The organism is Flavobacterium hydrophilum (genome assembly GCF_003202405.1).
GTDB lineage: Bacteria > Bacteroidota > Bacteroidia > Flavobacteriales > Flavobacteriaceae > Flavobacterium > Flavobacterium hydrophilum.
The window spans coordinates 118,511-138,946 of record NZ_QJHL01000006.1 but is presented as its reverse complement, the minus strand read 5'-3'; the positions used below and the strand labels follow the sequence as shown (position 1 = coordinate 138,946).

The 20,436-nt window shown below is 34.3% G+C and carries 19 protein-coding genes; 11 read left to right on the top strand and 8 right to left on the bottom strand.

Translation table 11 applies throughout. The features are described 5' to 3' along the window. Window positions 1-45: 45 nt before the first annotated feature. The 6 genes from DMB68_RS20555 (at window position 46) to DMB68_RS20530 (ending at window position 6,775) form a co-directional block, all read left to right on the top strand. Entirely contained in the window at window positions 46-2,265 is a 2,220-nt protein-coding gene (locus DMB68_RS20555) for a RelA/SpoT family protein (RefSeq protein ID WP_110348513.1), read from the top strand. An 88-nt stretch (window positions 2,266-2,353) separates the two neighbouring features. Beyond that, complete coding sequence (locus tag DMB68_RS20550) at window positions 2,354-2,812, top strand: Fur family transcriptional regulator (protein WP_110348512.1); 459 nt, start codon at window positions 2,354-2,356, stop codon at window positions 2,810-2,812. 97 nt (window positions 2,813-2,909) lie between these two features. Continuing rightward, window positions 2,910-4,181, top strand: a complete 1,272-nt coding sequence (locus tag DMB68_RS20545; RefSeq protein WP_110348511.1) for an adenylosuccinate synthase — start codon at window positions 2,910-2,912, stop codon at window positions 4,179-4,181. Between the two features lie 49 nt (window positions 4,182-4,230). Further along, window positions 4,231-4,815 carry an NUDIX domain-containing protein gene (locus tag DMB68_RS20540; RefSeq protein ID WP_110348510.1) on the top strand — a complete coding sequence of 195 codons (585 nt, stop codon included), beginning with the start codon at window positions 4,231-4,233 and terminating at the stop codon, window positions 4,813-4,815. A 58-nt stretch (window positions 4,816-4,873) separates the two neighbouring features. Continuing rightward, window positions 4,874-5,821 carry an alpha/beta hydrolase gene (locus DMB68_RS20535; RefSeq protein ID WP_110348509.1) on the top strand — a complete coding sequence of 316 codons (948 nt, stop codon included), beginning with the start codon at window positions 4,874-4,876 and terminating at the stop codon, window positions 5,819-5,821. Between the two features lie 72 nt (window positions 5,822-5,893). Next, the gene (locus DMB68_RS20530) at window positions 5,894-6,775 is read left to right on the top strand and encodes a L,D-transpeptidase (protein WP_110348508.1); all 882 of its coding nucleotides are present in this window, start codon (window positions 5,894-5,896) and stop codon (window positions 6,773-6,775) included. 65 nt (window positions 6,776-6,840) lie between these two features. Here DMB68_RS20530 and guaB read toward each other — a convergent pair whose 3' ends face one another. The 4 genes from guaB to DMB68_RS20510 all read right to left on the bottom strand — a co-directional run bounded on the left by guaB (window position 6,841) and on the right by DMB68_RS20510 (window position 11,431). After that, on the bottom strand, window positions 6,841-8,313 hold the full coding sequence (gene guaB, locus DMB68_RS20525) for an IMP dehydrogenase (RefSeq protein ID WP_110348507.1): 1,473 nt from the start codon (window positions 8,311-8,313) through the stop codon (window positions 6,841-6,843). A 206-nt stretch (window positions 8,314-8,519) separates the two neighbouring features. Beyond that, window positions 8,520-9,920, bottom strand: a complete 1,401-nt coding sequence (locus tag DMB68_RS20520) for a DUF5723 family protein (protein WP_110348506.1) — start codon at window positions 9,918-9,920, stop codon at window positions 8,520-8,522. Window position 9,921: 1 nt separating this feature from the next. Continuing rightward, window positions 9,922-10,482 carry an AccI family restriction endonuclease gene (locus DMB68_RS20515; RefSeq protein WP_110348505.1) on the bottom strand — a complete coding sequence of 187 codons (561 nt, stop codon included), beginning with the start codon at window positions 10,480-10,482 and terminating at the stop codon, window positions 9,922-9,924. 82 nt (window positions 10,483-10,564) lie between these two features. Beyond that, a complete protein-coding gene (locus DMB68_RS20510) occupies window positions 10,565-11,431 on the bottom strand; it encodes a hydroxymethylglutaryl-CoA lyase (RefSeq protein ID WP_110348588.1) in 867 nt (288 codons plus the stop codon). Between the two features lie 326 nt (window positions 11,432-11,757). Between DMB68_RS20510 and DMB68_RS20505 the strand changes: the two genes are divergently transcribed. Together DMB68_RS20505 and DMB68_RS20500 are read left to right on the top strand one after the other, a co-directional pair. After that, window positions 11,758-12,372 carry a SatD family protein gene (locus tag DMB68_RS20505; protein WP_110348504.1) on the top strand — a complete coding sequence of 205 codons (615 nt, stop codon included), beginning with the start codon at window positions 11,758-11,760 and terminating at the stop codon, window positions 12,370-12,372. Next, window positions 12,369-13,085 carry a DUF3307 domain-containing protein gene (locus DMB68_RS20500; protein ID WP_110348503.1) on the top strand — a complete coding sequence of 239 codons (717 nt, stop codon included), beginning with the start codon at window positions 12,369-12,371 and terminating at the stop codon, window positions 13,083-13,085. The genes DMB68_RS20505 and DMB68_RS20500 overlap by 4 nt, the downstream gene beginning before the upstream one ends. Here the strand turns inward: DMB68_RS20500 and DMB68_RS20495 are convergent. Further along, window positions 13,071-14,105: a quinone-dependent dihydroorotate dehydrogenase gene (locus DMB68_RS20495; protein ID WP_110348502.1), complete on the bottom strand. Its 1,035-nt coding sequence runs from the start codon at window positions 14,103-14,105 to the stop codon at window positions 13,071-13,073. The two genes, DMB68_RS20500 and DMB68_RS20495, sit on opposite strands and share 15 nt — an antisense overlap. A gap of 335 nt (window positions 14,106-14,440) precedes the next feature. Between DMB68_RS20495 and DMB68_RS20490 the strand changes: the two genes are divergently transcribed. The 3 genes from DMB68_RS20490 to DMB68_RS20480 all read left to right on the top strand — a co-directional run bounded on the left by DMB68_RS20490 (window position 14,441) and on the right by DMB68_RS20480 (window position 17,566). Continuing rightward, the gene (locus tag DMB68_RS20490; protein ID WP_110348501.1) at window positions 14,441-15,580 is read left to right on the top strand and encodes a formylglycine-generating enzyme family protein; all 1,140 of its coding nucleotides are present in this window, start codon (window positions 14,441-14,443) and stop codon (window positions 15,578-15,580) included. Between the two features lie 120 nt (window positions 15,581-15,700). Beyond that, entirely contained in the window at window positions 15,701-16,978 is a 1,278-nt protein-coding gene (gene pepT / locus DMB68_RS20485; RefSeq protein ID WP_110348500.1) for a peptidase T, read from the top strand. After that, the gene (locus DMB68_RS20480; protein WP_110348499.1) at window positions 16,979-17,566 is read left to right on the top strand and encodes a YdeI/OmpD-associated family protein; all 588 of its coding nucleotides are present in this window, start codon (window positions 16,979-16,981) and stop codon (window positions 17,564-17,566) included. Window positions 17,567-17,870: 304 nt separating this feature from the next. Here the strand turns inward: DMB68_RS20480 and yajC are convergent, their stop codons facing one another. From yajC to DMB68_RS20465, 3 genes are all read right to left on the bottom strand, one after another. Beyond that, a complete protein-coding gene (gene yajC / locus DMB68_RS20475; protein ID WP_110348498.1) occupies window positions 17,871-18,149 on the bottom strand; it encodes a preprotein translocase subunit YajC in 279 nt (92 codons plus the stop codon). A 44-nt stretch (window positions 18,150-18,193) separates the two neighbouring features. Continuing rightward, window positions 18,194-19,105 carry a transcription antitermination factor NusB gene (nusB, locus tag DMB68_RS20470; RefSeq protein ID WP_110348497.1) on the bottom strand — a complete coding sequence of 304 codons (912 nt, stop codon included), beginning with the start codon at window positions 19,103-19,105 and terminating at the stop codon, window positions 18,194-18,196. Between the two features lie 217 nt (window positions 19,106-19,322). Beyond that, window positions 19,323-20,429 carry a Glu/Leu/Phe/Val family dehydrogenase gene (locus DMB68_RS20465; protein ID WP_110348496.1) on the bottom strand — a complete coding sequence of 369 codons (1,107 nt, stop codon included), beginning with the start codon at window positions 20,427-20,429 and terminating at the stop codon, window positions 19,323-19,325. Window positions 20,430-20,436 lie beyond the last annotated feature (7 nt).

Below are 20,436 nucleotides of genomic sequence, written 5' to 3'. Positions count from 1 at the left end.
TATATTCAAACAAATCCTTATTTTTAAGACTTGAACTATGCCGTTATGATAGAAATAGATATAGAAAAAGAAAACAAAGCAATTGCACAAGAGTACAAGGAATTACTTCGAATTAGTTATCAAACTTTAACCCCTGCCGATAAAAAACTAATTCGGAAAGCTTTTGATGTTGCCGTTGATGCCCATAAAGAGCAGAGACGCAAATCCGGAGAAGCGTATATCTTTCATCCTATTGCAGTTGCAAAAATTGTAGCTTCCGAAATTGGTTTAGGAGCTACCTCTATTGCAGCGGCCTTATTACACGATGTTGTCGAAGACACTCCGATTACGGTTGAAGATATTGAGCGATTATTCAATCCGAAAGTGGCACAATTAGTTGAAGGTTTAACGAAAATCTCAATGGTTCAAAAGGATCTGAATGCTTCTATGCAGGCAGAGAATTTCAGAAAAATGATCTTGACTCTTAACGATGATGTCCGTGTTATTTTAATCAAATTGGCTGATCGTCTTCACAATATGCAGACAATGGAGTCTATGGTAGAATACAAACAGACCAAAATCGCTTCTGAAACTTTATACATTTATGCCCCTCTCGCCCATCGTTTGGGACTTTACAATATTAAAACCAAACTTGAAGATTTAGGCTTAAAATATACCGAACCTGCTGTTTATGAAGATATCGTAAGCAAAATAAGGGAAACTAAGGAAGAACAGGATGCTTACATAAAAGATATTTCAGATGTTTTAAAAAAATCTCTGGATGCTGAAAATGTTGACTACATCATAAAAGGCCGTCCGAAATCTATTTATTCAATTCGCAGAAAAATGCGTGCCCAAAATGTAAGCTTTGATGAAGTTTATGACAAATTTGCATTGCGAATTGTCTATAAGTGTGATTCTCATGAAGAAAAATTTATTGCGTGGAAAATCTATTCCATTGTAACAGATCACTACAGACCCAGCCCAAGCCGTTTGCGTGACTGGATTTCATCTCCTAAATCAACCGGTTATGAAGCATTGCACATTACTGTTATGGGACCAAAAGGCCGTTGGGTTGAAGTCCAGGTTCGAAGTGAAAGAATGGATGAAATTGCCGAAAAAGGATATGCTGCACATTACAAATACAAAAACGGTGCATCTGAAGAAAGCGGCCTTGACACCTGGCTGAACCTGCTTCGTGAAGCATTGGAAAACCCTGAAACCAACGCTGTTGATTTTGTGGAAGATTTTAAAATGAATCTCTATTCACAGGAAATCTTCGTTTTTACACCAAAAGGAGAAATCAAATCATTGCCAAAAGGTGCTACATCGCTTGATTTTGCTTTCAGTATTCACTCTGAAATCGGAATTAAAACCCGAGGAACCCGTGTAAATGGTCGTCTGGTTCCTTTAAATCACGAATTAAAAAGTGGTGATCAGGTAGAAGTAATTACTTCTGCAAATCAAAAACCAACGGTAAACTGGCTTGATTACGTAACAACTTCGAGAGCTAAAAATAAAATCAAAAATGTTCTTAACGAGAACACCAAAAAAATTGCCGAAGAAGGAAAAGAATTACTTACCAGAAAACTAAGACATTTAAAAGTCACACTTAACGAACAGGTTACAAACGAATTAGTTAACTTTTTTAAATTAAAAACAAGTTTAGATTTATTTTATCGTGTTGGAATCGGCGCTATCGAAAACCAACAGTTAAAAGATTATGCAGCACAAAAAAGCAACACTTTTATCAATTTCTTCAAAAATAAAATCAAAAGGACTAAAGATACAGCTGCCGAAGATATTCATAAACCAATTATTAGCAGTAATTATGACATGCTGGTTTTTGGAACTGAGCATGACAAACTCGATTACAAACTTTCACAATGCTGTAACCCAATTCCAGGGGATGATGTTTTTGGTTTTGTAACGATAAACGAAGGAATCAAAGTACATAAAAAAGATTGTCCCAATGCTATCGGAATGCAGTCAAATTATGCTTACCGCATCATGAGCGCCAAATGGATTGACTCTTCTCAGGAAGAATTTAAAGCAATCATCAACATTACCGGGATGGATGTTTTGGGACTTACCAATCAGCTTACAAAGGTAATTTCGAACAATATGAGTGTAAATATCCAGAGTATTTCGTTGAGTACGGATGCTGGGATTTTTCATGGTCAGGTGGCGGTAATTGTAAAAAACAATGCTATTTTGAAAAAAATGATTAGTGCCATTAAAAAAATTGACGGCGTTGACAAAGTGACGAGAGAATACAGAACCTAACTTTTTAACCTATCTCTAAGGGTTTTGTAACGAAACTTTAAACCCGAAACTTTTATTCATTAAAAATAAAAAATTATCTTTGCAGGATATGACACTCATTTCAACTGACAACACTAGAAATCAAGAAATTGTAAAAAATGTTTTTACAATGTATCTTGAGCAAAAAGGGCATCGCAAAACTCCTGAGCGTTATGCTATACTTCAGGAAATTTACGATAGCGAAGAGCATTTTGATATAGAAAACCTTTATATCAAAATGAAAAACAAAAACTATCGTGTAAGTAGAGCAACTTTGTACAACACGATTGAGTTATTGTTAGACTGCGCTTTGGTTAGAAAACATCAATTTGGTCAAAATCAGGCTTACTACGAGAAATCTTATTTCGACAAACAGCACGATCATATTATCATGACTGATTCGGGAGAAGTAATTGAATTTTGTGATCCAAGAATTCAAACCATTAAAAAAACAATCGAAGAAATATTTGATATCGAAATTACGAATCATTCACTTTATTTCTACGGGAACAAAAAGCAACAACAATAATTCCCTGAAAGGTATTATTCATAAAAAATAAAAAAAGAAAATTAACTACATTAATCAGTAGGGCAACTTAAATTGCCTCAACGCAAATTAAAACAGAATGACCGTAGATTTATTACTAGGATTACAATGGGGAGACGAAGGTAAAGGAAAAATTGTTGACGTACTTACCTCAAATTATGATATTATTGCACGTTTTCAGGGAGGACCAAACGCAGGACATACATTAGAATTTGACGGAATCAAACATGTACTAAGAACCATTCCTTCCGGAATTTTTCATAAAGATTCAGTAAACATCATCGGAAATGGAGTTGTAATTGACCCGGTAGTTTTTCAAAAAGAAATTGAAGGTTTAGAGAAATTCAACCTTGATATCAAAAGTAAATTAATTATTTCAAGAAAAGCACATTTAATTTTACCAACACACCGTTTACTTGACGCAGCTTCTGAAGCTTCTAAAGGCAAAGCAAAAATTGGTTCTACCCTTAAAGGAATTGGACCAACTTACATGGACAAAACAGGTAGAAACGGTTTAAGAGTTGGAGATATTGAACTTGAAGATTTTAAAGAACGTTACAGGGCTTTGGCAGACAAACATGAAGCAATGATTGCTTTTTACGATGTTGCTATTCAATATAATTTAGCTGAATTAGAAAAAGAATTCTTTGAAGCTATTGAAGAACTTAAAAAATTAGATTTCATCGACAGTGAAGAATACATGCACCAGGCTCAAAAAGCAGGTAAATCTATTCTTTGTGAAGGCGCTCAGGGATCTTTATTAGATGTTGATTTCGGAACTTATCCTTTCGTAACTTCATCAAACACTACTGCTGCCGGAGCTTGTACAGGTTTAGGAATTGCTCCTAACAAAATCAAAGAAGTTTACGGAATTTTCAAAGCTTACGTTACGCGTGTAGGTAGCGGACCTTTCCCTACTGAACTTTTTGACGAAGTGGGTGCAACAATGGCAAGAGTTGGTAACGAATTTGGTTCTGTTACAGGAAGACAAAGACGTTGTGGATGGTTAGACCTTGTTGCTCTAAAGTATGCTGTTCAGGTTAACGGAGTTACGCAGTTAATGATGATGAAAGGTGATGTACTTTCCGGATTCGAAACTTTAAAAGTTTGTACTGAATACAATTATAAAGGACAAAATATTTCTCACTTTCCTTATAACATCGAGCCGGAAAATGTAACTCCGGTTTACAAAGAATTTAAAGGATGGAAAGCAGACTTAACAGGATTGACAACTTTTGACGAATTGCCAGTTGAGCTAAAAGAATATATTGAGTTTATTGAGAAAGAAATCGAAGTGCCAATCAAAATTGTATCGGTTGGACCAGACAGAAAACAAACAATAACAAAATAATACATTTAAACGCTCTGATAATCAGAGCGTTTTTTTTGACATAAAAATTATGAGAAAAAATCCTGAAATAGAAATAACAGAAACCAAATTATTATCTGATAACTGGTATGTATTAAACAAGGTTACCTTTAATTATAAAAAAGAAAATCAACCTGTAGAATCTCATATTCGTGAAGTATACGACCGTGGAAACGGAGCAGGGATTTTATTATACAATTCATCTAAAAAAACGGTTATACTGACTAGGCAATTTCGTTTGCCAACTTATCTTAACGGAAACAAAACCGGAATGATGATTGAGGTTTGCGCCGGTCTTTTAGACAAAGACAATGCTGAAAATGCTATTATTCGTGAAACCGAAGAAGAAACAGGATTCCGTTTAAGCAAAGTTCAAAAAGTTATCGAAACATATATGTCCCCTGGCTCTGTAACAGAGATTTTATACCTTTTTGTCGGTGAATATGATGAAAGCATGAAAGTTAGCGAAGGTGGCGGACTGGATGCTGAACAGGAAAATATAGAAGTTTTAGAATTTACTTTTAACGAAGCATATGCGATGATTGAGTCAGGGGAGATTACCGATGCAAAAACAATTATGCTGTTACAGCATGCTAAAATAAAAGAGTTGATTTAAAATAGTTTTATTATTTTAGTTCTGGAATAGTTACACCAAAATTGAACTCAAAAGCTAAATGAAATTATTTAAAAACTGGAAAAATTACATAAAAGCAATTCTATTCATTTTTATAATTATGAATATGATTGCTTTTTTTCATGCTTACAAATTTACTCATTTTACAGAAAAACAATCTGAAAAAACTAAAAGCCCTGATAAGTTATCTTCGCTTGAAAAAATAAAAACATTATGCTTTGGAGTTAATAATCCTAAACCACAAAACACCAAATTTCCATCTCAGAAATACAAAACTCTAAAACTAAAAAGCAATAAAAAAATCGAGTGCTGGTTAATCAAAACGCCTAATTCCAAAGGCACAGTTATATTATTTCACGGGTACAATTCAGAAAAATCTGCAATGATTCAAAAATCAGATGAATTTATAAAATTAGGCTACAGCACAATGCTTGTTGATTTTATGGGAAGCGGTAACTCAGAAGGAAATCAGACTACAATTGGGTATAAAGAAGCTGAAGAAGTTAAAATCTGTTTTGACTATATGAGTCAAAAAGGAGAAAAAAACATTTATTTATTTGGCACTTCTATGGGAGCTGTTGCCATAATGAAATGTATCAACGATTCTAAAATCCATCCAAAAGGAATTATAATTGAATGCCCATTTGGCTCAATGTATCAAACAGTCTGTGCCAGATTTAAAAAAATGCACGCTCCAACATTTCCTATGGCTGGAATTTTACTTTTTTGGGGTGGAATTCAAAATGGATTCTGGGGATTTGGTCACAACCCTTCAGAATATGCAAAAAATATAAATTGCCCTAGTTTATTGCTCTACGGCGAAAACGACAAAAGTGTCAGCGGAAATGAAACACATGAAATTTATTTGAACTTAAAAGGAATGAAAGAATTAAAAATTTTCAAAAACACTGGTCATGAAAATTATTTAATCAAAAACAAAGAGGAATGGACTAAAAGTATTTCTTCGTTTGTAATGAAAATCCAATAAATAATCACAAAAATTCTATAACGCGAGCTGATAATAAAAATAGAACTTTACCATAATCAAAAATACCAAATTATGAAAAAGTTATATTACATAGCAAACGCACTACTTGTATTGATTTTAGCTTTAATGGTTTCATGTAAAAAAACTGACACCAATATTACTGAAAACAAAAAGCCTAAGAAAACAATAGAATACAAGAAACCAAAATCAGTTTCTTACCAAATTCAAAATACTAAAGAATGGCTTAAAACCAATGAATCCGACAGTATCAAACTTAATATTGTTTATGCTTTAAACAGAACCGATAAAGCCAATTTCAAAAAACTAGATTCAGTTGTGATTCCGGCTGACTTTTCCGGTGATTTGGTTTATTATCTTCCATTTCCGTTACATATAAATGCTTTGGAAGAAGTTTCAAAAATTATTATCTTCTCCTATTCAACTCAAACTTTTGCAGCTTATGAAAACGGAGAATTAGTTTATACCGGTCCAACCAATATGGGAAGAAAAGCTGATCCTACTCCAACCGGATTATTTTTTACTAATTGGAAAGCCGAAAAGACAACAAGTACGTTTAATGACGAATGGGATTTAAAATGGAATTTTAATATTGAAAATAAACTGGGAGTTGGTTTTCATCAATATGAATTACCGGGATATCCTGCTTCACATTCCTGTCTGCGTTTATTAGAAAAAGATGCTAAATATCTCTACAAATTCGCCGACGAATGGATTTTAAAAGATAAGGAAAATGTAAAAGTAAAAGGCACTCCTGTAGTCGTTTTCGGAAGTTATGATTTTGACGGGCCAAAACCATGGCTACAACTCGCTTCTAATCCGAAAGTGTTAGATATTCCTGAAGCTGAAATCGAAAAGCAAACAAAACCTTTTATGCAGGAGATTTTAGAAAATCAGACATTAAGAGAAACCGAGAAAAATACTGCTTCATTATAAAATAAACAAAAGGCATAAGAAACAATAAATCTTATGCCTTCTTCTTTTATATCAAAAACTAAAAATTATCTCGAATAATTTGGAGCTTCTTTAGTAATAGTTACATTATGCGGGTGACTTTCAGTAATTCCGCTTGATGTGATTCTCACGAAGCGTCCAGATTCCTGTAAAGTCGGAATATCTTTTGAACCACAGTATCCCATTCCGGCACGAAGACCTCCAATAAACTGAAGCATGCTTTCGTTTAATTCTCCTTTGTAAGGAACACGCCCAACAATTCCTTCCGGAACTAATTTTTTAACGTCATCTTCAACATCCTGGAAATAACGGTCTTTTGAACCTGTCTGCATCGCTTCAACAGAACCCATTCCGCGGTAAGATTTGAATTTTCTTCCTTCAAAAATAATAGTTTCACCCGGAGATTCTTTTGTTCCGGCCAATAATGAACCTAACATTACACAGTCAGCACCAGCAGCGATTGCTTTAGGAATATCACCTGTATAACGAATTCCACCATCAGCAATGACTGGAACACCTGTTCCTTTAATAGCCGCAGCTACTTCAAGAACTGCTGAAAACTGTGGAAAACCAACACCTGCAACAATACGGGTTGTACAAATAGAACCAGGTCCAATTCCTACTTTTACCCCATCAGCACCATTTTCTACTAAATATTTAGCAGCTTCAGGAGTTGCAATGTTTCCAACAATAACATCTATTTGTGGAAATTTTGATTTTACTTCTTTTAATGTATTTACTACACCTTCAGTATGTCCGTGAGCGGTATCAATAATGATCGCATCTACACCGGCAGCAACTAATGCACCTGCTCTTTCTACAGCATCACCAGTAACACCAATGGCAGCAGCAACTCTTAAACGTCCAAATGAATCTTTATTTGCAATTGGCTTTTGAGTCAGTTTTGTAATATCTCTAAACGTAATTAAACCAACTAATTCGTTTTTAGCATTTACAACTGGTAGTTTTTCGATTTTATGTCCTTGTAAAACTACTTCGGCCTGTTCTAATGAGGTTCCTTCGGCAACAGTAACAAGATTAGTACTTGTCATAACCTCAGCGATTGGTCTTGAGCTGTTTTTTTCGAAACGAAGGTCACGGTTGGTAACGATTCCTTTTAGAATTCTGTTTTCGTCAACGATTGGAATACCTCCAATTCCAAATTCTTTCATTGCCGTTTTTGCATCTGCAATAGTCGAAGTCATTGGTAATGTTACCGGATCGATAATCATTCCTGCTTCTGCACGCTTCACTTTTCTAACCTTCGCAGCTTGCTGTTCGATGGTCATATTTTTATGTAAAACACCAATTCCGCCTTCTTGTGCCATAGCGATTGCCATTGCACTTTCGGTCACTGTATCCATAGCAGCAGATACGATTGGAACGTTTAATGTTATGTTTCTTGAGAATTTTGATTTGATACTCACTTCGCGTGGAAGCACATTCGAGTAGTTAGGTACTAATAATACATCATCGTAAGTTAAACCTTCGCCGATGATCTTGGAGTTGTGTGCTATCATGTTGCAATTTGTAGTTGAATTGCGTGCAAATATAGTGAATAAATTGGAAACTTGTTCATTAACTTATTCAGATTTTTTTTGATCCTAAAACGAAATCGTTACCTTACTGCCCTAGCCCCGATCGTAATGAAAAGCCATGAGAGGTAAAAACGAAATAAATATTCAATATCAATTCCAAAATTCAATGGCAATGTCAAATTCCAAAACTAGTCGGAATCCTGAAAAATAAAATTGACACCTAACTGGAACGCTGCGCTATTGGCTTTGGTGATATCCTTATACTCTAATACATTGTCGACAAGGAAATACATATTTAACTTTCCCCATGTTCCTGCTACTCCTAAACCAATGTTTTTATAGGAAAACGAATCAATTGTATAAGTTGTCTTGAGTTCTAACTTTCGTAAAAGTCTTCGCTTATAAAACGCTGTAAAAGCAACAAAAGGATCTTTTGGCATGGTCATGGCGAAAAGCTGTGCCCCCAGCGCATTTACATATAGTCGCTCATCTGGCGCTTTGCAACTGCATTCATCATCATCGAATCTGGATTCTCCAAATGAATATTCTACAGAAGCATTGAATTTAGCTGGCCTCCAGGTGGTGTATTTACTATAAATCGTATCGCGTGGAATAGCTTTTTGAAAATCATCCAAAACATTTTCGGGTTCATTTGTAAAATCAAAACCTGGGTTTACACCATTATATTCATAATTCCCTTTATAGGTAAGTGTTTCGATATCCTTTGTATGCCTGATAAAACCAACATCAATAATACTTGCCGTAAACTGAAGATTTTTTTTATAATAATAAGTTATGCCCGCATCAAAACCGAGTCCCAGGCTTCCGTTAAAGAATGTATTGTGAATAAGATCATTGGCTATGTTTCCATCATATTCGTCTTTTGTAAAAGCAGCAATTCCTGAGGTCTGCAACTCTAAATCAGAAGAAATATATTGATAATAAATATTTTGATCAGCTGTTCCGTTTGTGGTATAAATGAAGCCGGAGTTTTTAGTAGAATTTGCATTGGCGCCACTGGAATATAATTTGATACGACCGCCCAAAACGAACTTATCATTTACTTTTTTATGAAATCCGATATGAAAAACTGAAAGTATTTCGGCACGTAAATTTATATCAGCTAAATTAAAAGATTTTCCGATGTGGTCCCGATTTCCGTCTAAAGCCAAAATTGCCATATCTTTTGGGACATACATTAAAAAATCAAATTCCTGATAGCCTCCAAATGAAATGTACGATCTGCTTTCTTCTCCTCCAATCCTGAATCCTCCGGAAAACAATTCGAGTTGCTGGTTGGTATATATTTTGTCTTTGTTAGATGATTTATTGACAACATCCCTCACTTTATCATTAAAATCGACTCCATTATCTGCAAACAAATCATATGCTGAAAAACTGCTCGAACCAAAATTTGCCGAAATACCGGACAATACCGGAATCCCGAAAAAATATTTATAGGATACATCGGCACCAGGATTTACAAGTAATGACTGCGGAATCGAAGTAAAATTGTACAGGATTTGTTTGTTTTGCGAAAAACAAATGATGTGAACAAGAACCGATAGGATTAGATATACTCTTTTCATATCAATCGGCTATTTCGATATCAAAATTTAGTATTCCTGCTGAACGAAGTTTTAAGTTCCCCGGACTGTTTTCGGTTAATGGAGGCCCAGCAGCCATGGTTATTACAAACCCTATTTTTTGCAGCCTTTTAAGGTTAACTAAACGCTGATTTTCAAAAACTTCAGTAAAACTAAGGACGTTATTAGTACCCGTATAAGAAGGCACATTAAAACTCAAGGTTTCAATAGTATTATTTTGGGAATCAATAAGTACTAAATCAATTTTGTACGCCCTGTTGATTGTGTTTGTTATTTCAAAACCAAATTCAGCTTTTATCAGGTCTTCCCGCATGAGCGAGTTCCTGAACGGATTAAAGTCCTGAGCATCAAAAGCTATATTTTGTTCATTTCCGTTATCTACAAAATCTTTTGCCGGAATATTAAAGTAAGTTAGATTTGCTACTACAACAGGCTCTAATTTTAAATCATCAATCTGATCAAAATCTAAATCACTTGAGCAGGAAAAACTCAGGAATACAAAAACTAAAAGTGTCGAAAATTTACTTATACCTGCTTGTTTCATAACTAAAAAAATTAAGTTATTAAAAAACAACGTCTCTTAACAATCACTTATTGTGACAATTACAATAAATATACAAAAAATATTAGTGGAATTTACCAAATAATTTTGATGCTTCGTTATAAGCACTTTCAAAACTTAAAGAATTCAAACCGGTAGTTTTTTTGTTGGCAGTAAAATAAGAAATGAGTTTTTCTGTAGGCATATTACCAGTCAGTTTATCAGTAGCCATTGGGCATCCTCCAAATCCCTGAACAGCTCCGTCAAAGCGAGTGCAGCCTGCTTTGTGTGCAGCATCGATTTTTTCGAACCAGCTGTTTGGCGTTGTATGCAGGTGCGCACCAAACTCTATTTGAGGATATTTTGGGATTAAATGTGTAAAAAGATAGGTAATCACTTCCGGCGTTGAGCTTCCAACGGTATCAGAAAGCGACAGGATTTTCACACCCATTTTGGCTAATTTTTCTGTCCATTCTCCTACGATTTCAACATTCCAAGGGTCTCCATAAGGATTTCCAAAACCCATAGAAAGATAGGTTACAACTTCTTTATTTTTTTTATCTGCGATTTCAAGAATCTCTTCGAGAGTAACCAAAGACTGTGAAATGGTTTTATGCGTATTTCGCATTTGGAAATTCTCTGAAATCGAAAAAGGAAATCCCAGATACTGAATGGCTTCATGTTCTGCAGCAGTTTGCGCCCCTTGTGTATTGGCTATAATCGTCAAAAGTTTGCTTGTTGTCTGAGATAAATCAAGCTGTGCCAAAACCTCTGCCGTATCCTGCATTTGAGGAATCGCTTTGGGAGATACAAAACTTCCAAAATCTATCGTATCAAAACCAACCCTAAGCAAAGCCTGTAGATAAGAAACCTTATTTTTAGTAGGAATAAAAGTTTTGATACCCTGCATGGCATCACGTGGACATTCGATGATTTTGATTTCTTTATTCAAAGCTTTCTCTTTTGTAAAGGCTAAGTTAGTTTGTTTTTTAAAGAAATAAAAATTAACTCTTTCCTGAATTATTTTTTGAAACGACCCAATTGACAAATCTATTTACCAACAGAAAATCACTTTACGGGTTTGACGCATTACACAATATTGTAATAATGAATAATATTATCAAAATCGGTAATTTTAGAACATAATACCTAAATCTGTAATAATTTAAAAAATTACCAAAATCCGTAATAAACTAAGTTATTACCAAAAAATGTAATAATAAAAATTATTACTTATATTTGTAATAGAAAGTGTATAATTTTTAATTATATTTGATTATGACTAGTATAATTACAGGTGATATAATAGGTTCCAGACAACAGGAATCTGAACATTGGATTGAAGACTTAAAAAAAATCTTAGTCCCGTTTGGCGAAACACCTAGTCAATGGGAAGTTTACAGGGGAGATGAATTTCAAATTGAAGTAAAAAATCCGGAAGAAGCTTTATTAACTGTTATTTTAATAAAAGCCCATTTAAGAGCAATAAAATCTGATGCCCGTATGAGTATTGGTTTTGGTGATAAAATACATGATGCCGAAAAAATATCCGAAAGTAACGGATCTGCTTTTATACATTCAGGAGAACTTTTTGAAACTTTAAAAAAGCAAAAAGTCACTTTGGCTATGCGAACCGGTAATGATGAGATAGATGAAAAATTGAACCTTATGATTCAGCTGGCACTGACTTTTATGGATAGCTGGCTGGTACAATCGGCTGAATTTGTAGCTGTCGCAATAGAAAATCCAACTTTATCACAGGAAGAATTAGGGCAAAAATTAGGTATTAATCAGGCTGCTGTGAGCAGAAGACAAAAACGTGCCCAATTTGATTTGGTTATGAATTTAGACCGCTATTTTAGAAAACAAATAAAACAACTTACGTCATTATGATTTTATTTATTAAACTGTTTTTGGCACATTTGTTAGGCGATTTTATCTGGCAGCCGACTTCATGGATAATACACAAGGAAGCCAATAGACATAAAAGTATATATTTATACCTGCATATTTTACTTCATGTTTTTTTGGCAGTAATAGTAGTTGGAGAAATCAGTTTCATACCTTATGCTATTTTGATTGCCGTCACACATGGTATAGTAGATCTAATTAAATTGAACTTTCAGAAAAACAAAACCAAACGTATCTGGTTTGTTATCGATCAAATAGCACATCTATTAATTCTAATTGGTGTCGTACTTCTTTATCAAAAAGATAACTTAAGCTTTCTTGGATTTGATAACCGATTCTGGATTCTGACAACCGGGATTATAATAATAACTAAACCTACTTCTATTTTTATAAAAACCATTATTTCGATCTGGAGCCCTGAAAGTCAAAACAGTCATCAAGACAATTCGCTTTCCAATGCAGGAAATTACATTGGCATTTTAGAACGACTATTTGTAGTTTGCTTTATATTAACGGGACACTTCGAAGCCATTGGTTTTTTACTGGCTGCCAAATCTATTTTCAGGTTTGGTGATTTAAAAGAAGCCAAAGACCGAAAGCTTACCGAATACGTAATGATCGGAACTTTAATCAGCTTTGGAATTGCAATACTAATCGGTTTAATTGTGCAGTCTCTTCTTTTACAACTGTTGTAAAACTTTTTTATTGATTGCTTTTATCAATGCCGGTCCTTCATAAATAAAACCAGTGTACAATTGCACTAAACTCGCACCTGCATTCAGCTTTTCAATAGCATCATCAGCAGAATGAATTCCTCCTACTCCAATAATAGGGAAAGATTTATTGCTTTTTTCAGAAAGAAAACGGATCACTTCTGTAGAACGCTTTGTTAGTGGTTTCCCGGACAAACCTCCCATTTCTGATTGATTGGCAGATTGGAGACCTTCTCTTGAAATCGTCGTATTTGTTGCAATCACACCCGCAATCTGAGTCGTTTTCACAATATCAATAATATCTAATAACTGCTCATCTGTTAAGTCCGGAGCGATTTTTAAAAGAATTGGTTTTATTTTTTGAGTACTTGTTTTTTGCTTTTCTACATTTCTGTCTTGTAATGTCTGAAGCAAAGCCGTTAAAGGCTCTTTATCTTGTAAAGCTCTTAAATTTGGGGTATTTGGTGAACTCACATTCACTACAAAATAATCTACGTGATTAAAAAGTGCATCAAAACAAATGATATAATCCTTAACAGCATCTTCATTATCAGTCACTTTGTTTTTTCCGATGTTCCCTCCGATCAAAACTCCCGAATTCTTTTTCAGGCGTTCAACAGCTTCAAGAACTCCACCGTTATTGAAACCCATTCGGTTAATAATAGCCTGATCTTCTTTTAATCTGAATAAACGTTTCTTTGGATTTCCTTCCTGACCAACCGGAGTTACAGTTCCTATTTCGATAAAACCAAAACCAAAATCCCCAAGTTCTTTGTACAGTTTTGCATCTTTATCGAAACCAGCAGCAAGTCCAACCGGATTTTTAAATTTGATTCCGAAAACTTCTCTTTCCAATCTGGAATCTTTTACTTCATAAATTGACCTGATAATTGATGAAACTCGCGGTATTTTTGAAATGAATTTTACAAATGAAAAAGTAAAATAATGCACTTCTTCAGGATCAAAACAAAAAAGTATCGGGCGAATTATCAATTTATACATAAGGGTGTGTTGTTATTTTTTTGGATGCAAATTTAAATATTAAACTTGAAAATGAGTCTTTTTTACAAAAAACAAATTCTCTTCATTTTGTTTATTCGATTTTCACAAAAGTAACCGCGATTTATAAACAACAAATTAAACCCTGTACTAAAATCATTTTTTTTCAATAAATTTACGCAACACAGAAACAAGAAAAGCATTATCGATTGAAAATGAACAAAATACAAACAAAATCATATATTTCACTAATTCTATAAAATAAATAGAATTATAAAAGTTAATTTTTTACTTTTGCTTCCTTGATTTACAACTACAACACGCTTAAAACTATTACAATGAAAAATAAAACCTTTTGGATTTTCGGTTTACTTACAATCTCCATTATTTCAATCGCATACGGTTACACTAAATTAGTACATGTACCCAAAAAAGAAGCTCTAGCCCAGGAATGCCATGAAACTCCAAACCCTTCTGAAGCAAATGCATTTAAACCAACCATTGAAAACAAGACCAAACCTGCAGGAAAAGCTCCAAAAGGCATGGTATGGATTCCGGGTGGTGAATTTTCAATGGGATCAAATGTTGAAGACGAAAGTTTGTGCAGCATAAAAGGCGTTACAAAAGACGCCGCTCCTATTCATCGTGTGTATGTTGACGGATATTACATGGATGAAACCGAAGTAACTAACGAAGAGTTTGAAAAATTTGTAAAAGCAACCGGATATATAACGGTGGCTGAGCAAAAACCAACTAAAGAAGAGTTTCCAACTGCAAACGATGAAGATTTAATTACCGGCTCAGTAGTGTTTACCCCTACACCATCTGCTGTTAATCTGAATAATTTTCTTCAATGGTGGCGTTACGAACCAGGTGCTGATTGGAAACATCCTGAAGGACCGCAAAGCACTATTAAAGGGAAAGAAAAATATCCGGTAGTTCATGTAGTATATGAAGATGCTGAAGCTTACGCAAAATGGGCAGGAAAAAGACTTCCAACAGAAGCCGAATGGGAGTTCGCAGCCCGCGGCGGTAAATCAGGAAACCTGTATGCATGGGGAAATAATTTAAAACCTAACGGAAAATTTCAGGCCAATATTTATCAGGGACAATTCCCTATAAAAGATGGTGACACCGGAGAAGACGGATTTAAAGGAATTGCACCAACAAAACAATACGCACCAAATGCATACGGTTTGTATGATATAGCCGGAAATGTCTGGGAATGGGTACACGACTGGTACAGTGTTGATTATTATAAATCGTTAGCTGAAAGTGGCAAAACCGTAAAAAACCCACAAGGACCTGATGCTTATTACGACCCTAACGATACATCAGAAGTAAAAAGAGTACACCGAGGTGGTTCATTTTTATGCACAGATCAATATTGCACAAGATATATGGTAGGAACCAGAGGAAAAGGCGAAATAAGATCTGCTGCCAACCACGTTGGTTTTAGATGTGTAAAAAGTAAATAATAATCATATAATAGCAAAAAAGAGATTCTGTTTAGGATCTCTTTTTTATTACTAACAGATACTACTAAAGCTAAATTATTCCGCAGAAAAAATGGCTATATTTGCTAAAAATAAAAAGAAATGCAGCATATCATAGATCGATTTATCAGTTATGTAACAATTGATACGGAATCAGACCCGAATTCACAAACAACACCAAGTACAGAAAAACAATGGGATCTTGCCAAAAAATTAGTCGAAGAACTAAAAATAATTGGTTTACAGAATGTCACTATAGACGATAAAGCTTACATCATGGCAACTTTGCCGAGTAATGTTGAGCATGAAGTTCCAACAATTGGATTTGTTTCACATTTTGATACTTCACCGGATTTTAGCGGAGCGAATGTAAAGCCTCAGATTGTTGAAAATTACGATGGAAAAGATATTGTTTTAAATGCTGAAAAAAACATCATTTTATCTCCGAATTACTTCAAAGATTTATTACAATATAAAGGACAAACGATCATCACAACCGATGGAACAACCCTGCTAGGGGCAGATGATAAAGCCGGAATAACTGAAATTGTTTCCGCAATGGAATATTTAATTCAGCATCCTGAAATTAAACACGGAAAAATCAGAATCGGATTTACTCCGGATGAAGAAATTGGTCGCGGAGCACATCATTTCGATGTTGAAAAATTTGGCGCGCAATGGGCTTATACAATGGACGGAAGCCAAATTGGTGAATTAGAATATGAAAACTTTAATGCTGCGGGAGCCAAAATTACTTTCAAAGGAAAAAGTGTTCATCCGGGTTATGCCAAAGGAAAAATGATTAATTCGATGCTGATTGCAAATGATTTTATCAATGAACTTCCAAAAGGAGAAACACCGCAGGAAACCAAAGGTTATGAAGGTTTTTTTCATGTTCATCACATAAAAGGAAATATTGAAGAAACAGTTTTAGAATTGATTATACGTGATCATAATAAGAGTAAGTTTGAAAAACGCAAAGCTTTAATTGAAAAGATTGCCAAAAAATTCAACAAAAAATTTGCTAAGCAATTTGGCGAAGATATTGTGATTACTGAAATTAAAGACCAGTATTACAATATGAAAGAAAAAGTACTTCCGGTAAAACATATTGTGGATATTGCAGAAAAAGCAATGCGGGAACTGAATATAAAACCAATTATCAAACCGATTCGTGGCGGAACGGACGGATCTCAATTGTCATTTATGGGATTGCCCTGTCCGAACATTTTTGCAGGTGGTCACAACTTTCACGGAAAATATGAATATGTTCCGGTTGAAAGTATTTTAAAAGCAACTGATGTAATTGTAAAAATTGCTGAATTAACTGCGATTCCAGGTACTTTTGACAAACCTGAAAAATCAAAAACAAGGAAGTAATTGGAATCAAAATCCGAAAATAAAGGCATTTGGAAATACGGAGACCAATGGGAGGAAGAACTGCTTCTTCTCAAATCTATTATTGATAAAACCGAACTGACCGAAACCACAAAATGGGGCGGTCCGGTGTATGTTTACAATAAAAAAAATATTCTTGGCCTTGGTGGATTTAAAGATTATTTCACTTTATGGTTTTTCAATGGCGTTTTTCTAAAAGATAAAAAAAAGAAACTGATAAACGCTCAGGAAGACATAACCAAATCTTTACGACAGTGGCGTTTTACCTCTAAGGAAGAAGTAAATGAAAAAGAAGTTTTAGAATACATTTATGAAGCTATTGAGAATGAAAAGCAGGGAAAAATAATTAAACCTTCTAAGAAAGAAATTATTATTTCTGAACTTTTAGAAAAAGAAATGGCTCAAAATTTAGCTTTAAAAGACGCTTTTGAGAAATTCTCTCCTTATAAACAATATGAGTTTTTAGAATACATTGAAACAGCGAAACAGGAAAAAACTAAACTTTCAAGAATTGAAAAAGTGATTCCGATGATTTTGGATAATATTGGGCTGAATGATAAATACAGGTAAGTTAAATTTTAAATTTTTAAATTGCTCCGCCTGTTCACTATCGCCCGTGTTCAAATTCCAATCAATATAGGCCTTTGTCAAAGTTTGAAACCTTGACAAAGGTTTTCTATTTTTTGTCATTTCGACCGAAGGAAGAAATCACACAAGAAACTACGCAAAGAAATTTGCCAATCTTTGTCGATCCACGAGTGTGATTTCTCCCAAAAGGTCGAAATGACAAGATTGTGGAAAAACTAAAAAAATCCCAAACTCCAGTTTTAAAATTGGAATTTGGGATTTATATACTATTGGGATTTAAAAAAAACTAAGCTTTTTTAGCATTCAAAGCAGCACTCATTTCCATAGAAATCGCAGAACGCTCTAATTTTAATTTCCCGGACATTGTTTCGATTACAACTGTAGTCTCTGCAAGTTCAACTACTTTACCGTGAAAACCACTTTTAGTAATTATTTTGTCACCAACCTTTAGGCTGCTTTCAAATTCTTTTTCGTTTTTTGCTCTTTTTTGCTGTGGTCTGATCATAAAGAAATAGATTACCACAAACATCAATAGAAATGGCGCAAATTGAGTTAATTGTCCCATAATTTAAATTCTGTTTTTGATTTATTATTTAATATTTTAAAATCTTACATTAAACCTCTTCCAACCTTAACCATCTTTTTATTAGCGGTAAGTTCTTTTACAAGATTATCTAAAATTCCGTTGATAAAAATACTGCTTTTTGGCGTAGAATACTCTTTGGCAATTTCTAAATATTCGTTAAGAGTTACTTTTACCGGAATTGAAGGAAACTTTAAAAATTCGCAGATTGCCATTTTCAGGATAATGGTATCTATTTCAGCTATTCTTTCACTATCCCAGTTTGGCGTTTTATCATCGTATTCTTTTGCTAATACTGATTCGTTTAAAACTGTCCTTCTGAACAAATCTTTAGCAAAATCCCTGTCTTCTACGTCCTTGTACAATTTCGGAACCCTAAAGTCATCCGGATTTTCTGTTTTAATGGCTTTTAATTGTTTAATAATATGCGTATTTACCACCGGGATATCATCAACCCAGGTTAACTTATCATCTTCCAGATACTCATATAATTTTTCATTCGGAACAATAATTTCGGAAAACAAATCAATTACAAATTGTCTGTCTTCTTCAAAAGTATTCACATTATTACTCATGTATTTCGTATACAATTCACTTGCCTTAATATCATTTAAAAGCAATAAAATATAATCATCGTTCAATGACCAATTATTGATTTTACGATTTTCTAAAGCGATGCTAAGGGAGTTGCTTTCGGCAAGAAGCTGAAAAATTTTGTTTTTGATAAATTTTTCATTCGGATTACGTTCTGCTGCAGTTGCAAGATGTTTTTTACTTGAAAGATGTAAAAAAACTGATTCTTTTTTGCAAATTTCAATCAATGAAGAAAGCATTATAAGATATAAATCCTGAATATTATCTATACTGTAAAAAAGAAATTTTTCTTCTTTTTCCAGATTATCAGAACCGCTTTGATGCATTGCATAAATGGATTGCATGACTTTAACGCGTAAGTGTCTTCTATTTACCACCTTGTAAGAACTTTTAAAAATTAGTCTGCAAAAATAAGAATTAAAGAGGTTATATTAAAATTTAATAGGATAAAAAAAGTCTTGAAAAACCTAATTAAGTTTCAATCTAAAAAAAATCTCAGTTTTAAGCAACAGCCTAAACTGAAACTTAAAACTGAGATTGAGAATTAAACTAATGTTTAAATTATTTTTTGCTGTTTTCTATTTTTCTCTGATCAATACGATTCTGAGCAATTGTAAGTGCAGCTTTATGCGTTGTTAAGCCATTTTTGGCTGCAAAATCGATAATTTCTAAAGTAGTATTGTAGATATTTTCGGTTTTACTCATGATTTCAGCCTTTCCATAATGTGCCAATTCTGCATAAACATTGATAATTCCACCAGCGTTGATTAAGAAATCCGGAGCATATAAAATTCCTCTTTCCTGCAATCTTGCTCCGTGAATATTTTCATCTGCCAACTGGTTGTTTGCAGCACCCGCAATCACTTTTGCCTTAATTTTTTCTATTGTAGCGTCGTTGATTGTGGCTCCCATTGCACATGGTGCGTAAATATCAACATCTGCAGTATATAAATCTTCGCCAGTGTAAATACTTGCGTTATATTTTTGAGCAACCTGATATAATTTTTCTTCATTAATATCAGTAATCGTTACCTGCGCTCCTTCTTTCGTTAAATATTCAACCAAAGTTTCCCCCACATGTCCAATTCCCTGAACCAAAACTTTTTTCCCCTCTAAAACATCAGAACCAAACTGACTTTTAGCAGCAGCTTTCATCCCTAAATACACTCCATAAGCTGTAACAGGCGAAGGATTTCCGGAACCGCCTCTTTCTTCAGAGATTCCGGTAACATAAGGGGTTACATCTCTTACAGTGTCCATGTCTTTTGTTTCCATTCCAACATCTTCAGCTGTAATATATCTTCCGCTTAGAGAATGAACAAACTCACCAAACTTACGCATCAGCTCCGGTGTTTTTTGGGTTTTAGCATCACCAATAATCACTGCTTTACCTCCGCCAATATTAAGTCCGGTTATAGCAGATTTATATGTCATACCTCTTGAAAGACGCAAAACATCGTTTAATGCTTCCCATTCGGTAGCATAATTCCACATTCTTGTACCTCCCAAAGCCGGTCCCATAACCGAATTATGAATACCAATAATTGCTTTTAAACCTGTATCTTTGTCATTGCAAAATACAATTTGTTCGTGATCGTTAAAAGATAACTGACCAAAAACAGGATCCATTTTTTGAAGTTCCTTTCCAGTTGCGAAAGTTGCATCCATAGCGCTA